The 14,864-nt window shown below is 44.2% G+C and carries 11 protein-coding genes; 4 read left to right on the forward strand and 7 right to left on the reverse strand.

The annotated features are described in order from the left end of the window. Window positions 1-136: 136 nt before the first annotated feature. On the reverse strand, window positions 137-1,132 hold the full coding sequence (locus R8O10_RS22510) for a transporter (protein ID WP_005380160.1): 996 nt from the start codon (window positions 1,130-1,132) through the stop codon (window positions 137-139). Between the two features lie 477 nt (window positions 1,133-1,609). Here R8O10_RS22510 and R8O10_RS22515 point away from each other — a divergent pair, with 477 nt between their 5' ends. Next, window positions 1,610-3,301: an AMP-binding protein gene (locus tag R8O10_RS22515; RefSeq protein WP_031779037.1), complete on the forward strand. Its 1,692-nt coding sequence runs from the start codon at window positions 1,610-1,612 to the stop codon at window positions 3,299-3,301. Between the two features lie 68 nt (window positions 3,302-3,369). On the opposite strand, the gene R8O10_RS22520 is transcribed toward R8O10_RS22515, so the two are convergent. Then, the gene (locus tag R8O10_RS22520; RefSeq protein ID WP_005380156.1) at window positions 3,370-3,579 is read right to left on the reverse strand and encodes a DUF1127 domain-containing protein; all 210 of its coding nucleotides are present in this window, start codon (window positions 3,577-3,579) and stop codon (window positions 3,370-3,372) included. A 97-nt stretch (window positions 3,580-3,676) separates the two neighbouring features. On the opposite strand from R8O10_RS22520, the gene R8O10_RS22525 reads away from it, so the two are divergent. Beyond that, window positions 3,677-4,624, forward strand: coding sequence for a LysR substrate-binding domain-containing protein (locus tag R8O10_RS22525; protein ID WP_017820432.1), 948 nt, complete (start codon window positions 3,677-3,679; stop codon window positions 4,622-4,624). A 118-nt stretch (window positions 4,625-4,742) separates the two neighbouring features. Here R8O10_RS22525 and fusA read toward each other — a convergent pair whose 3' ends face one another. Beyond that, window positions 4,743-6,833, reverse strand: coding sequence for an elongation factor G (gene fusA, locus R8O10_RS22530; RefSeq protein WP_005386444.1), 2,091 nt, complete (start codon window positions 6,831-6,833; stop codon window positions 4,743-4,745). A 215-nt stretch (window positions 6,834-7,048) separates the two neighbouring features. Continuing rightward, window positions 7,049-8,428 carry a DNA repair protein RadA gene (radA, locus tag R8O10_RS22535; RefSeq protein WP_005386443.1) on the reverse strand — a complete coding sequence of 460 codons (1,380 nt, stop codon included), beginning with the start codon at window positions 8,426-8,428 and terminating at the stop codon, window positions 7,049-7,051. A 136-nt stretch (window positions 8,429-8,564) separates the two neighbouring features. Between radA and R8O10_RS22540 the strand changes: the two genes are divergently transcribed. Beyond that, complete coding sequence (locus tag R8O10_RS22540; RefSeq protein WP_104979661.1) at window positions 8,565-10,913, forward strand: PilZ domain-containing protein; 2,349 nt, start codon at window positions 8,565-8,567, stop codon at window positions 10,911-10,913. A gap of 63 nt (window positions 10,914-10,976) precedes the next feature. On the opposite strand, the gene serB is transcribed toward R8O10_RS22540, so the two are convergent. Next, entirely contained in the window at window positions 10,977-11,957 is a 981-nt protein-coding gene (gene serB, locus R8O10_RS22545; RefSeq protein WP_005386439.1) for a phosphoserine phosphatase, read from the reverse strand. 91 nt (window positions 11,958-12,048) lie between these two features. Here serB and R8O10_RS22550 point away from each other — a divergent pair, with 91 nt between their 5' ends. Next, entirely contained in the window at window positions 12,049-12,654 is a 606-nt protein-coding gene (locus R8O10_RS22550) for a YtjB family periplasmic protein (protein WP_005391677.1), read from the forward strand. A 95-nt stretch (window positions 12,655-12,749) separates the two neighbouring features. Here the strand turns inward: R8O10_RS22550 and deoD are convergent, their stop codons facing one another. Both deoD and R8O10_RS22560 read right to left on the reverse strand, forming a co-directional pair. Next, window positions 12,750-13,469 carry a purine-nucleoside phosphorylase gene (deoD, locus tag R8O10_RS22555; protein WP_005380140.1) on the reverse strand — a complete coding sequence of 240 codons (720 nt, stop codon included), beginning with the start codon at window positions 13,467-13,469 and terminating at the stop codon, window positions 12,750-12,752. A 143-nt stretch (window positions 13,470-13,612) separates the two neighbouring features. Continuing rightward, entirely contained in the window at window positions 13,613-14,833 is a 1,221-nt protein-coding gene (locus R8O10_RS22560) for a phosphopentomutase (protein ID WP_205461138.1), read from the reverse strand. Window positions 14,834-14,864 lie beyond the last annotated feature (31 nt).

Consider the following 14,864-nt stretch of genomic DNA (forward strand, 5'->3'; position numbering starts at 1 on the left):
TGAAACTCGGTATGTTGTTTAAGAACTGATCAACATGGGGCTACCATGTCTTCTCACCGAATTAAGCAACAAAGCCATGCGAACACTAGGCGCTAACGATAAATTAGGCCCAAGACTCAAGGGCCTAATATCCATTTTACAAATTAAAAGGTACTCGTACTGTTAATTGAAAGTCGGGAGTATCTTCTGTAAGACCAGCTTGAGCACTAACATTGATAGATGAGCGTTCACTAAAGGCATAGTTTATACCAAAAGTTAATGCATCTAATTGAAGCAACTTAGCATCATCTGCCGATCTGCCATTTACTTTGCTTTTTAAAATAGTTTTATGGCTAAGTCCTAAAGAGAATGAAAGATCAGGATTCACCGCAAACCCCATTCCTCCTGAAAGAGAAATAGTGTCTCCAAGTTCAACATCAGCTTTTGTGTCGCCAACTGTAACAGTATCCTCTAAGTTATAAATATAACTTAGACTAGCGAACAAGACCGCAGGATCAACAGGGTGAATAAGAGATAAATTAGGCTCAAAACTCCAAAAACCCGAACCTGTAGGGACATCACTAAATGAGTTGCTTCCATCTTCAATAGAAACATCATAAGGCGATCGTCCTGTATCCGACTTTACTCTAAGGCCACCTACCCAGTATGGCGCAGACTCAAAGTTAAACTGGTGCCTCAATGCGAACTCTACATCACCAAGCCCTCCGCCATCCACCGTTGTGTTTACTACTTCACTGTTTGAACCATCTTGAATGGGGCGCGTAGAAACTTGGTCATTACGATACACATACGGCACTCTAACTTCTAACTCTGTGGCGTTTGTTAAACCGTACCGAGCAGTTAATCCAACGGTTACTGTAGTCCTATCCGAATCACTCACTTCAATTCGCCCAACAATCAGAGTTGGTAAGACTGTATACCCAACAACAGATACTTTGTTTGAAGAGTTTTGTGTATAGCTTAAAGACGAATCAAATGACCATTTACCTTTAGGTGTGAGAACGCCTGGGCGCTCAATAACATCACCAACCGTTTGGGCGCGCTGAGGAATATCATCTCCTTCAGCACCATATGCATTCCCCGCAATGAATAAACTACAAAGATAGGTACCCAGTAAAGTCTTCCGTAACATCACATCTTTCCTTTTGCTGATGATCGTACCCAAGTAATCTCAGGCAATAGCTTGAGGTGAAGCTCCTAACTTTCCAAAGTAAGATTAGTATAGCTACTTCAAAACCACGACATACCTTTAAGTTTGGCGCTTTGAAGAAATTAGGAGACATTTATACTTATCTTCAACACTAAGCCACTAGTTAATAAATAATTAGGATAGATTCTATGTTTTCGCAATATTATTAATAAAATAAATTGCTTACCTGTGCTCTTAGTATGAAGTCGATATGACATAACAGCTGAAAAGCCTGTTCTCTTTTGCGTAGCATCAATCACATTGCTTTTTTAGATCGAGTCGCTCCGACTTCAACCATAACTAACGCTATCTTCCCCACATATTTCATCAAAATGCATTCCCGTGTCGCGATTTAACATGCTAAAGTTAACAATGCGTTAACAATTATAAATACAATGAGAAGACATGGAGTCACTTAAAATGAATCAGCCGAATCTAAATAGCGCTGCTGGTTGCGCTCTCCCACCACCAAATGAAATGATCCTCAAATGGGCTCAAGAGCGTCCAAATGAGGTCTACCTAAAACAAATTATTAACCGACAATTTGTTGAGTACACATTCTCTGATGTTGCAGATCAAGCCTTAAAACTTGTCAGCGCACTACGCTCGCTTGGTGTAAAGCCTGGCGACAAAGTCGCATTAGTATCTAAAAACTGTGCAGAATGGTTTATTTGCGATCTTGCTATGATGCTTGGTGACTATGTCAGTGTGCCAATCTTTCCTACCGCCGGTGCAGACACCATCGAATACTGTGTGACTCATAGTGAAAGTAAAGCGATCATTGGCGGAAAACTCGATGATCCCAAAGCAACTCAGCAAGTCATTGATGCTATGCCTGAACTCATTAGCATCGCTCTACCTTATGACACGGCACCAAAGTGTAAGCACGAATACCAAGCGCTCATTGCTGATGCAGTGCCAAGTGAAGAGCGTCCGCAGCATTACGATGACAAGCTAATGTCGTTGGTGTATACCTCAGGCACATCAGGGTTACCGAAAGGCGCGATGCTAACTTACGGCGCATTCAGTTGGTCTGTTCAGCAACTGATCAATCATATTGGTATCCAAGAAAACGACCGATTGTTCTCTTATTTACCGCTCGCTCATATTACAGAGCGTGTTTATATCTTCGGTTCATCGATTATGGGTGGCGTGCCAACAGCATTTCCAGAGTCACTGGACACTTTTATCGAAGATGTGAAGATGCACCGACCAACTCTGTTTATCTCCGTCCCACGATTATGGACGCTATTCCAGCAACGTATTCAAGACAAACTTCCACAGAAGAAGCTCAATATTCTGTTGAAAATCCCATTCGTCAATTCTTTGATCAAGAAAAAGCTAGCAGATGGTCTAGGTTTAGATCAGGCTCGAGTATTAGGCTGTGGCTCTGCACCTGTCTCGCCAGCGCTGTTGGAATGGTACCACTCAGTGGGCCTTGATATCACAGAGGCTTGGGGGATGACGGAATCATTTGCCTACAGCACGCTCAACTACCCATTTAGAGCTGACAAAATCGGTAGTGTCGGTAATGCAGGACCAGGCATTGAGTTAAAAATCGCAGCTGATGATGAAATCATGGTGCGTGGCAAAGGGCTATTTTCTGGCTACTACAAAAATGACATTGCCACCCAAGAGTCTTTTGATTCAGAGGGCTGGCTACACACAGGCGATATCGGCGCTATCGACTCAGATGGTTATCTAACGATTCAAGGCCGTAAAAAAGATAACTTCAAAACCGCCAAAGGTAAATTTGTCTCTCCGGTTCCTATCGAGAAAAAGCTTTTCGAGTACAGTCGCGTAGAGATGATGTGTCTCATCGGTTTAGGGCTACCCGCTCCGATTCTTTTGGTTGTGCCACATGACTTCCCTAACTTTGATCGAGAGCGATACGCACGTACCACACGTAAAGTTATTGCCAGGATGAATCAAGAACTCGCCTCTCATGAGCAAATCAAAGGTGTGTTAATGATTAAAGAACCTTGGAGTATAGAAAATGGCGTACTGACGCCAACGCTTAAAATTAAACGTCATGTGCTCGAACAAAAGTATCATGAGATAGGCCACAATTGGCCAAAAGATGAATTGGTCGTGTGGGAAGAAGACTTGTAATTTTGCTTGCACTCCTCAACACCATTGGGGAGTGCAACTTAACTTTGAGCTTGAATCAAACTCATAAACTACTCTCTCCAGAATGGCTTACTCACTTCACAACTAATCTCCCTTTCACCTAACCCAATATCGTCCCAAAGGTGCTTTGGTAACTCTCTCAAGTGACGACGTGTCTTATAGTTCCTTCTCCAAGCCGCCAGTTTAGAATAAATTAACTGTAACCCGCTCTGATGGGCAGTAGGTATAGTACGCTCACAAGTGTGTGTCATGTTTTCCATTTCAAAGATCCCTATACAATGTTGACCACTTAATAATCAGCGACTACGCTGATATCCTCAAACGATAGAATCTGCCATAGAGTTAAGGAAAACTAATGTGAAAGATCGAATGCCTCCCTTACAGGGCTTGTATTACTTTTTCGTTGCAGCAAAGGAAGGAAGCTTTAAAACGGCAGCAAAAGAACTGTTTGTTACGCCAGCGGCCATTAGTCAGCAAATTCGTCATTTAGAAGAGTTCTTAGGCACGGACCTATTTGTTCGTCAGCACAGAAAAATCGTGCTCACACCTGAGGGAGAGCTACTGTTTAGTCAGGCAGAAAGAGGGTTTGCTCATTTGCAGCAAGGGGTAAGATTAGTCAATCAAGATCCAAACCCGAACCACCTTTCGATATCAACACTCCCCTCTTTCGCTCATCATTGGTTAGTCCCGAAAATTACGGCTTTTCGTCAGCGTCACCCTGATATCGCCTTGCTATTAGAACCAACCAATGATTTGGTGTCTTTTCAAGATAGCCAGATAGATTTATGTGTTCGTTACGGTTTAGGAAAGTACCCCAATTTAGAATCACAATGGCTAATGGACGAAGCTTTTTATCCAGCTTGTCATCCGGTGTACCAGAAAGAGCACGGGATCTATAACATCGAGGATTTAAGCAAAGCTGAGCTGATTGAAGATGTTTGGCCTGATCTTGATTGGAATATGTGGTTAGCAACCTTGGGTCACTGCGCAGCAAAGCCTACCTTAAAATACAGTGGATCACATCTCGTGCTTGAGGCTGCACTATCACTTCAAGGCGTGGCATTAGTAAAACACAGTTTAGCTCATCAATATTTTCGTTCTGGCAAATTGGTCCGAATTGGAGATATCGCTATCAAGCCCAACTTTGCGTATTACTTGTGTGCGCCAAAAGGCTACTTAAAAAGACCTAAAGCTCAATTGTTTGCGCAATGGTTGAAGGAAGAAATAGAAATATTTGAAAAGTCAGTGGTACCAGACTTTAAGACCATTGACCTAAAAGGCAACAGCACTAGAACGGCATCATAACAATCATCAAAACAAACGCTAAATAGGAATAAAACAAACACGCTCTGCGTATAAGACTGCTAAATACAAAAAGCCCCGCACTAAGCGGGGCTTTCAAGTTATAGAGTTAACTTAAGAATTACTTCTTAGCATTACGCTCTTTAACGTCAGCAATTACTTGCTCTGCAACGTTTGTTGGACATGGTGCGTAGTGTGAGAACTCCATAGAGAACTGACCACGACCAGAAGTCATAGTACGTAGAGTACCGATGTAACCAAACATTTCTGATAGAGGTACATCACCCTTGATACGTACGCCAGTAGAAGCTGCTTGTTGGTCTTTGATCATACCACGACGACGGTTAAGGTCACCGATTACGTCACCAACGTGATCTTCTGGAGTGAACACGTCAACTTTCATGATTGGCTCAAGAAGTTGCGCGCCAGCTTTAGGCATAGACTGACGGAATGCACCTTTCGCTGCGATTTCGTAAGCGATAGCTGAAGAGTCAACTGCGTGGAAACCACCGTCGAATAGTTCAACTTCAACGTCTAGAGTAGGGAAGCCAGCTAGAACACCGTGCTCCATCATTGACGCAAAGCCTTTCTCAACTGCAGGCCAGAATTCTTTAGGTACGTTACCACCAACAACTGTTGATTTGAACGTGAAGCCAGAGTTTGGCTCACCTGGTTTGATGCGGTAGTCGATCTTACCGAACTGACCAGAACCACCAGACTGTTTCTTGTGCGTGTAGCTATCTTCGATTGCTTGAGTGATAGTTTCACGGTAAGCAACCTGTGGAGCACCAACTTCTAGCTCAACGCCGTAAGTACGCTTAAGGATATCTACCTTGATGTCTAGGTGAAGTTCACCCATACCTTTCAGGATAGTTTCGCCTGAATCTTCATCAGTCTCAACTTGGAATGATGGATCTTCTGCAACCATTTTACCGATCGCGATACCCATCTTCTCAGAACCGCCTTTATCTTTAGGCTTAACTGCGATAGAGATTACTGGATCTGGGAAGATCATTGGCTCAAGAGTACATTCGTGCTTAGGATCACATAGAGTGTGACCAGTTTGAACGTTCTTCATACCAACTACAGCGATGATGTCACCAGCTTGTGCTGAATCGATTTCGTTACGCTCGTCCGCGTGCATCTCAACCATACGGCCGATACGCTCTGTTTTACCAGTTGCAGAGTTAAGGATTGTGTCACCTTTCTTCATCTTACCAGAGTAGATGCGGATAAAGGTTAGAGCACCGAAGCGGTCATCCATGATCTTAAATGCAAGAGCACGTAGTGGCTCGTCTGCAGATACAGTCGCAACTTCACCAGTTGGCTCACCAGTCTCTGAATCAGTTAGAGGCTGTGGATCAACTTCTGTTGGAGATGGTAGGTAATCAATTACCGCGTCAAGAATAAGTTGGATACCTTTGTTCTTGTACGCTGAACCACAGTAAGTTGGGAAGAATGCTAGATCACGAGTACCTTTACGGATACAACGTTTGATGTCTTCTAGAGATGGCTCTTCGCCTTCTTCTAGGTAAGCCATCATTAGATCTTCGTCTTGCTCTAGAGCAGTTTCGATTAGCATTTCACGGTATTCAGCAGCTTTCTCTACCATGTCTGCTGGAATATCTTGAACTTCGTAGTTCTCTGGTTGGCCAGACTCATCCCATACGTAAGCTTGTTGGCTTAGTACGTCTACAACACCTACGAAATCTTCTTCGATACCGATAGGTAGAGTCATAACTAGAGGTGTAGCACCTAGTACGTTCTGTACTTGATCTACAACTTTGTAGAAATCTGCGCCCATACGGTCTAGTTTGTTAACGAAGATCAGACGTGATACGTGTGATTCGTCAGCGTAACGCCAGTTAGTTTCTGACTGAGGCTCAACACCACCAGAACCACAGAATACACCGATACCACCGTCAAGTACTTTTAGAGAACGGTAAACTTCGATAGTGAAGTCAACGTGTCCAGGAGTATCGATGATGTTTAGACGGTGATCGTTCCAGAAACAAGTTGTTGCTGCAGACTGGATTGTGATACCACGCTCAGCTTCCTGCTCCATGAAGTCAGTAGTAGTTGAACCGTCGTGAGTGTCACCGATCTTATGGATCTTACCAGTTAGCTTTAGGATACGCTCTGTAGAGGTAGTTTTACCCGCGTCTACGTGAGCAAAAATACCAATGTTTCTGTATTTTGATAAATCAGTCATTGTCTTACTCTGTTAATAAGGTATAAAGTGCGCGCAGAGTATATCACATTCTGTCAATACTGATACCCTTGCGTGCGGATGGAAGAAAAAAAATTTTAACGTGAAATTTCCGTCCCCAAAGCATAGTCAAACACAGCAATTTATGTACTTTATTCGCATTTTATTGAGGACGGATAGAACAGTTTGTGATTGCACAAATACCATTCTTATGAGCATTACAGCTCGTCAAAAGCCTCTATCGCTTCCGACAATTTCTTAACGCCGTGAATTTGCATGCCAGGGATGCCACCTTTCGGCATGTTGGCTGCTGGCACGATGGCTTTCTTGAAACCATGTTTGAACGCTTCATTCAAACGCTCTTGCCCACTTGGCACTGGACGGATTTCGCCCGCAAGCCCTACCTCACCAAAAATCACCACATCTTTAGGGAGTGGACGGTCACGAAAACTCGATAAAAGCGCCATAACTAAAGCAAGATCAGCGCTTGTCTCCGTCACCTTAACACCGCCAACCACATTAACAAAGACATCTTGGTCTGCCATTTGTAAGCCACCATGCTTATGCAACACAGCGAGCAAAAGTGATAGGCGGTTCTGCTCCAAGCCGACCGCAACACGACGAGGGTTGGCTAACTGCGAGTAATCCACCAGCGCTTGAATCTCTACTAGTAGAGGGCGCGTGCCTTCCCAAACCACCATGACTGAAGAGCCTGATGTTTCTTCTTCACCACGAGAAAGGAAGATCGCTGATGGGTTACTCACTTCCTTCAATCCTTGGCCTGTCATTGCAAATACACCAAGCTCATTCACAGCACCAAAACGGTTTTTATGACTACGCAAAGTGCGGAATCGGCTATCCGTTCCACCATCGAGTAGTACCGAACAGTCGATAATGTGTTCAAGAACTTTGGGGCCCGCAAGGGTACCATCTTTTGTTACGTGACCAACAATAAATACCGCAACATTATTCTGTTTTGCGTATCGTGTCAGAGCCGTCGCAGATTCACGTACCTGAGCAACACTGCCAGGCGACGATTGAACATCAGAAACGTGCATCACCTGAATCGAGTCTATTACCATTATACGAGGCTGCTCTTTTTCGGCGATTTGGCAAATTTTGTCGACGTTCGTTTCCGATAGCATTTTTAAATGATCTTTCGGCAAGCCCAATCGGGAAGCACGCATTGCCACCTGCTGTAATGACTCTTCACCGGTTACGTAAAGCGTTGGCATTTGCGCAGATAAACTACACATGGTTTGCAACAGAAGGGTTGATTTACCTGCACCAGGGTTACCACCAATCAAAATTGCGGCACCTGGCACAACACCACCACCCAAGACGCGGTCAAGCTCTTTAAACCCACTGGTGAAGCGAGGTACTTCTTGCAGATCAATTTCGGATAGCGTTTGAACCGTAGCTTCTGTTGCGGAACCAGCGTAGCCGCTTAAGCGTTCATTGCGAGCAACGGTTGGCGATGCAGCGATACGTACTTCTGTTATCGTATTCCATGCACCACATGCGTTACACTGCCCCTGCCAACGGGGAAAGTCCGCGCCACAATCATTACAAACATACGCTCGTTTTGCTTTCGCCATGATGCCTCAATTTTTTCTACAAATGTGACTAAGCACAGCCAAGTCAGACCTGAACTGAAATGAACTATTGATATACTTAAGTATTACTTCGCTTAGCCGATACAATTTAAAGTAACGACATACTCTAACAGAAATAATGCAGCAATCTGAAATTCTCTCGCTCGCAGAACGACTCATTCCCGTTTACGGTACGAATGACTTTGACTTTGTCCTTGGCCAACTGACCGAGGAAGAGCCGCCTTCGGCCAAAATTTTGGTTAAAATGGAACTTAACCGCTTAATGGCTCCATGCAAAAAAAGCATTGATTTGCGAGGTCGCGTTCAAGGCGAATGTCGCGAGTATATTTTGGATGGTATTCCACATTGGTTGGATGATGTTGCTTTCAACGCTTACCATAAAAACATCAAAAAGTTTGGCTGCTACACGGAAGGAATGTGGGAAGCATTGGTCAACACGCGAAATAACTTTCGCGTAATGAGCAAGCGCCTTACTCAGCAAAAAACGCAATCGTTAACGGATCCTAAAAGCCCGTTCTTAGCAGAACCCGTTCACCTAGGCTACGATTTAAAGCGCCAAGAAAAACGCTTGAAAGTCCAATCTCAAGTTGAAATTTGCCGTTCTAAAGGGCAGCTTCTTCATGGATTAAGCATTGATTTATCTGGCTCTGGCGCAAAGTTCAAAGTCCCTAGCGCATTTAAATATAACCTTGGGGAAATTATTCAGGTCACGTTTACTGAATTTGCCAGCAAATCTAACGTTGCAGGTATAGAGAAACCGCTTGCATACCGCATACTCGCGGTTGATGACTGTTACGAAAATGACTCAGTTCGATACCTCAGAACCATACGCTTAACTGACACCAATGTCGTCACCAGAGTGATAGATGAAGCGCTCAACAGTGCTGCTAAAAGGGCTCGTCACGACAATCAAGACAAGATTATTCGAGCTCGAACTCGCGGTTATGAGCACATCGCACTAAAGCACACCAGCAGCTTGCCTCTATTCTTTGATGGTAGTGACCTAAAATTAGCAATGTTAACGCCAAACAATCAAAAGCTTTGGCAATACTGGCACGATGAGAGAAACCAGCAAATGTTTGGTTCCTTATTCAACGAGCAACGCATCGCGTCACTCATTAAGCCTGGTGTGAAAGGAACAACCAATGTCCTTTATTCATTTACTCACGAGCACGAGAATCGAACCTATTTCTATTCGATGTTTCGCCCTGAAGCAACTCGCGAACAGCGCCAGCTATTTTGGCATTTAGGTGGCAAACGAGAGAGTTGGCGCGCCTTTAGAATTTCAATCTTTGAACTATCTGAGCAAGAACAGGAAGACCTAGCAGCTTTCTCTCCAGAGTTAGCAGAAACGTCTCAATCACTGACTCATATTGGTATTTTGCAAGAAATTGCTGACGAAAAATCAGGGCAGGATTACCTGCTAACTGAAAAGCCGCGCTTACCCGCTAATACGTTAAACGCGTTTCGTCACCCGAGAAGAGTTATCGGCAATCCAAAGGGCATTTATTTTGATGCAAAGTCTCGTCGAAAAGAGCCTCGTTATCGTTTTAAAACACCTTTAGAGTTGTACTCAGGACAAACTAAAACAGGCGGCTGTACTGTTGACCTTTCCAAACGAGGACTCGGAATTAGGCTAAGTGAGCCTACGATGTTACGTTCTGGGCAAGAGGTAAGAATCAACTTTCGAGAATTACAACTCTACGATAAAAAATTGCCGTTAATGTCGGTGCCATACCGAGTAATTCGTGTAAGCCCAGACGGTTGTAGCGTGCAGCTAGTTATTGATGAAAGCAGCCAAACCATGAAGGTAATCGCTTTTTTCAACAGCATTATCGAGCACAATCAAGACAAGCTAATCCCGCAAAAAGAGACGCTACCAAGTAATGCTCTACTTGAAAGGCTGCACTGCATGTTGCTCTCGCGTACGCTGAGCACGCCCATTTTTATCAGTAAGAGTACGTCATCTTCAATCAAAACCCCCGTTATCGGGGTGAACTTGCCGCTACCTAAACACATTGAGCTTTTTGCCCGTCTTGGGCATGACCAACTGTTGTCACTTGAACCTATCTTTAAAGGCCGGACAAGCACATTAATCGCAGAGCCAATAAAACGTGTAGAAGGTGCTCAAGCCAGACATCAGGATATCTACATAAGCGCCGCAAAAGTAGGCAATAAAATTACAGGCATTGAGTCAAAGCTTCATCAAGAGTTCAACAGCGTAAAAGAGCGGATTCAATTTATAAAGAAAGCGCGAATGATGGGTGACTTTTACGTGATTCGCCTTTCTACTGCGCCAATTTTCGATCCGATGACATCATTACTGCAACAAGATTTAAGTGACTTAACCCAATTTGGTGTACATCAAGCAAGCAAGTTAGAAAAAGAGTTGACGGCGCTCGTTGGTTACAGTGAATTTGAAGACATTACTGAAGAGGTAGTAATTAGATTGGAGTTAACCGAGTAAATTCAAAGTCATACCAAATTGAAAAAAAACACCGCCTTTCTGGCGGTGTTTTTGAATGGATGGTTAAGGTTTAGCTTTCCAGCTGACCTTTTGCTGCTTCACCAATGCGCCAGATAAAATACAGAGCACACCGCCCAACCCTGCAAAGCGAATCGCTGATTGCGCTTGAGCTTCCACTTTTGGTTTTGCGTGATACGCAATCCCTAATCCTGCCACCGACATCATCACAAGATCATTAGCGCCATCACCGACAGCAACCGTGTTGTGCTGCTCAATTTCATATTCATCCGCCAGTTCCACTAGAATGTCAGACTTCATCTGCGCCGTTACCACATCACCAAGTACGTTACCCGTGAGTTTGCCGTCAATAATTTCTAATTGATTGGAGCGAGCAAAATCTAAGTCGACTTTATCTTTGATGTAATCAGAGAAGTAAGTAAAACCACCGGAAGCAATCGCTGTTTTCCAGCCCAAGGCTTTCAACGTCGCAATTAGCGCTTCAAAGTCCGGCATGAATGGTAACTGGGAACGAACTTGTTCAAGAATTGATTCATCGGCACCTTTGAGCTTACCAACTCGCTGACGTAAACTTTGCTCAAAATCCAGCTCACCTTGCATGGCACGTTCAGTGACTTCAGCGACTTCATCCCCTACTCCTGCCAGTTTCGCGATTTCATCAATACACTCTATCTGGATCGCCGTTGAATCCATATCAAATACAATCAACCCTTGGGTTGATAGATCGGGCACTTCATTAAGCGAGGCGTAATCTAGGTTGAGACTTTGTAAGATCGTTTCATGTTGAGGAGTCAACTCTCCGGCCATCAGGGCTACTTCATATTGGCCAACTTTCCACGTTTCTAGTATCGGGTTGTAAAAGCCGGTGAAGAAATCAATGTCTTCGAAGTGACTTGGCGAAAGGTACTCAGCAAATACGATCCAGTTTGCTTTTGCTTTATCTAATTGGGAGGCAAATCGAGTCTCGGGTAATCGTTTTAAAAGTGTCGTATGTTTTCTGATAGGCAAGCTTTTTGACGCGTCCATGTATATAATCCCTTATGACTTTGCTAAAACGTTACCTCAACAAACTAAAAAGGCAAGTCTTTGTTTTATTTTAAATGGATGAGTAAAGAGCATGAGTGAATCTTTGTTCTCAGTAAGGAATGCCCTAAGAATTCTGGCACTAATCCTACTGTGTGTGATGTTGTTTATCACAATAAAAAACAGTGTTGTGATCAGTAAGGGTAATGAGAAAATTCAAGCACAACAGCTTGAAACACTCACCAAAGTTTTGATTTCACAAGCGTCTCTTTCTGCCAGTGAGATGATTTTAACTAAAGATCAAGAACGATTACTTCAGCTAACAAACCAACTAGCACAAGACCGTTTAGTGTTTGATGCAACAATCTACGATGCACAGGGTGTACGTTTAGCGTCTAGTGAAGAGGCATTATCGGTACGCGAAGTTCTTGGCCTGGATACGCCTTTGGCAACAGCTTCCATTGGTCGCCAGCAGTTGGTTGAACCAGTTTTTGCAGATGGTGCGCTTATCGGTTTTGTTCGCGTGACCTTTGAGACGGGCCGGGTGACGGCTATTTCTGACCACCACTATCGCAAGAGCGATCGTTATATGTACATGATGGTCTTAATGAGCTTTGTCTGTGGTATGTTGTTCATCTTGATTTTACGTCGACAACCGATACGTCGTAAAAAAGCGCCAAACCTGCTGCTAACCAAGTAACTAGGTAGCGCTAACAACTCATATAAAAACAGCCCGCAATGTGCGGGCTGTTTTTTTAGCTCTTGAGAGCGAAAAATAGAATGACTCTTCGTCGCTTACTCTTCGTCACCAAGCAATACTGAATCTAGTGCGATTAGCATCATGTCGTTGAATGTCGTTTGACGCTCGTCAGATGTAGTCTGTTCGCCAGTCTTGATATGATCAGAAACCGTACAGATTGTCAGAGCTTTTGCACCGTATTCTGCCGCAACACCGTAAATACCAGCCGCTTCCATTTCAACACCAACAATGCCGTACTTGTCCATTACATCGAACATTTCTGGATCTGGCGTGTAGAAAAGCTCTGCTGAGAATAGGTTACCAACTTTAACGTCAATACCGCGAGCTTTTGCAGCGTCTTCTGCCGCACGAACCATGTTGTAGTCTGCGATTGCCGCGAAGTCATGACCTTTAAAGCGGATACGGTTCACTTTAGAGTCAGTACATGCACCCATGCCGATCACAACATCACGCACTTTGATGTCTTCATTCACTGCGCCACAGCTGCCAACACGGATGATTTTCTTCACGCCGAAGTCTTTGATTAGTTCAGTCGCGTAAATCGAGCATGATGGGATACCCATACCGTGGCCCATTACCGAGATCTTACGGCCTTTGTATGTGCCTGTGTAACCAAACATATTACGAACGTCACACACTTGAACGACATCTTCAAGGAAAGTCTCTGCGATGTATTTTGCACGTAGTGGATCGCCAGGCATCAGTACGACGTCTGCAAATGCACCCATTTCAGCATTGATATGTGGAGTTGCCATTTTCTTTTCCTTAACCTTTCTCTAGCGCTCCGCGCTTAAGGCGATATAAGCCAGAGTATTCTCATTTCCGACAAGCAGCATTTACATACTGCAAACATAAAACTAGGAGCAATCAAGCTCCTAGTTTTCAAAAACCTAACTAATTATAGGAAGTTCTTACCGTAATCCATTGGAGAAGTACCGAAGTAACTTGCCAATGTTTGACCGATATCTGCGAATGTTTCGCGGCGGCCAAGAGAACCAGCTGGTACTTTTTGACCATAAACCAATACTGGGATGTGCTCACGAGTATGGTCAGTACCTGGCCATGTTGGGTCACAGCCGTGGTCTGCCGTTAGGATAAGCACATCGTCTTCTTCCATAATCTCTAGCACTTCGTTGATACGATCATCGAAGTACTCAAGTGCCGCTGCGTAACCCGCTACGTCACGACGGTGACCGTAAGCTGAGTCGAAGTCTACAAAGTTAGTGAATACGATCGTGTTGTCGCCCGCTTCTTTGATTTGCTCTAGCGTTGCTTCGAACAATGCAGGGATACCTGTCGCTTTCACTTTCTTAGTGATGCCGCAGTTTGCGTAGATATCAGCAATCTTACCAATAGAAACCACGTTGCCTTGCTTCTCATCAACGAGCTTCTGAAGAACCGTTGCTGATGGTGGCTCTACAGAAAGATCACGACGGTTACCTGTACGCTCAAATTGACCTTTACCAGCACCAACGAATGGGCGCGCGATAACACGACCAATGTTGTAATCTTCTAGCTCTTCACGTGCGATTTGGCAAAGCTCTAGTAGACGGTCTAGACCGAAAGTCTCTTCGTGACATGCGATTTGGAATACAGAGTCAGCAGACGTGTAGAAGATTGGTTTGCCAGTCTTCATGTGCTCTTCACCAAGATCGTCAAGAACTTGAGTACCAGACGCGTGACAGTTACCTAGGAAACCGTCAAGACCTGCACGCTCAAGAATGCGGTCAGTCAATTCTTTCGGGAAGCTGTTTGCTTTGTCAGTGAAGTAACCCCAGTCAAACAGAACAGGAACACCTGCGATTTCCCAGTGACCAGACGGCGTGTCTTTACCTGAAGAAAGCTCTGCTGCATGACCGTATGCACCAATGATTTCAGCGTCTGTGTCTAGTCCAGGTGCGAAGCGACCTGTCGATTCTTTATGCGCCATTGCCAAACCAAGTTTCGATAGATTTGGAAGGCGAAGTGCACCTTGGCGATTGTCGTTATCTGCTAAGCCTTTTTCACATTGGTCAGCGATGTGACCTAGTGTGTCTGAACCTACATCACCAAATTCTTTAGCGTCGGCAGTTGCACCGATACCGAATGAGTCTAGTACTAAAATAAATGCTCTTTTCATTGCTCGTTCCTTAGGCCCACTCGGCTTTTTA

It is taken from the genome of Vibrio sp. 1727 (genome assembly GCF_033344415.1).
In the GTDB taxonomy this organism is placed as follows: domain Bacteria; phylum Pseudomonadota; class Gammaproteobacteria; order Enterobacterales; family Vibrionaceae; genus Vibrio; species Vibrio alginolyticus.

Bases quoted from the DNA above. Each gene is read 5' to 3' on its own strand.
- R8O10_RS22510 (WP_005380160.1), bottom strand. From the start codon at position 1,132: ATGTTACGGAAGACTTTACTGGGTACCTATCTTTGTAGTTTATTCATT.
- R8O10_RS22515 (WP_031779037.1), top strand. From the start codon at position 1,610: ATGAATCAGCCGAATCTAAATAGCGCTGCTGGTTGCGCTCTCCCACCA.
- R8O10_RS22520 (WP_005380156.1), bottom strand. From the start codon at position 3,579: ATGGAAAACATGACACACACTTGTGAGCGTACTATACCTACTGCCCAT.
- fusA (WP_005386444.1), bottom strand. From the start codon at position 6,833: ATGACTGATTTATCAAAATACAGAAACATTGGTATTTTTGCTCACGTA.
- radA (WP_005386443.1), bottom strand. From the start codon at position 8,428: ATGGCGAAAGCAAAACGAGCGTATGTTTGTAATGATTGTGGCGCGGAC.
- R8O10_RS22540 (WP_104979661.1), top strand. From the start codon at position 8,565: ATGCAGCAATCTGAAATTCTCTCGCTCGCAGAACGACTCATTCCCGTT.
- serB (WP_005386439.1), bottom strand. From the start codon at position 11,957: ATGGACGCGTCAAAAAGCTTGCCTATCAGAAAACATACGACACTTTTA.
- R8O10_RS22550 (WP_005391677.1), top strand. From the start codon at position 12,049: ATGAGTGAATCTTTGTTCTCAGTAAGGAATGCCCTAAGAATTCTGGCA.
- deoD (WP_005380140.1), bottom strand. From the start codon at position 13,469: ATGGCAACTCCACATATCAATGCTGAAATGGGTGCATTTGCAGACGTC.
- R8O10_RS22560 (WP_205461138.1), bottom strand. From the start codon at position 14,833: ATGAAAAGAGCATTTATTTTAGTACTAGACTCATTCGGTATCGGTGCA.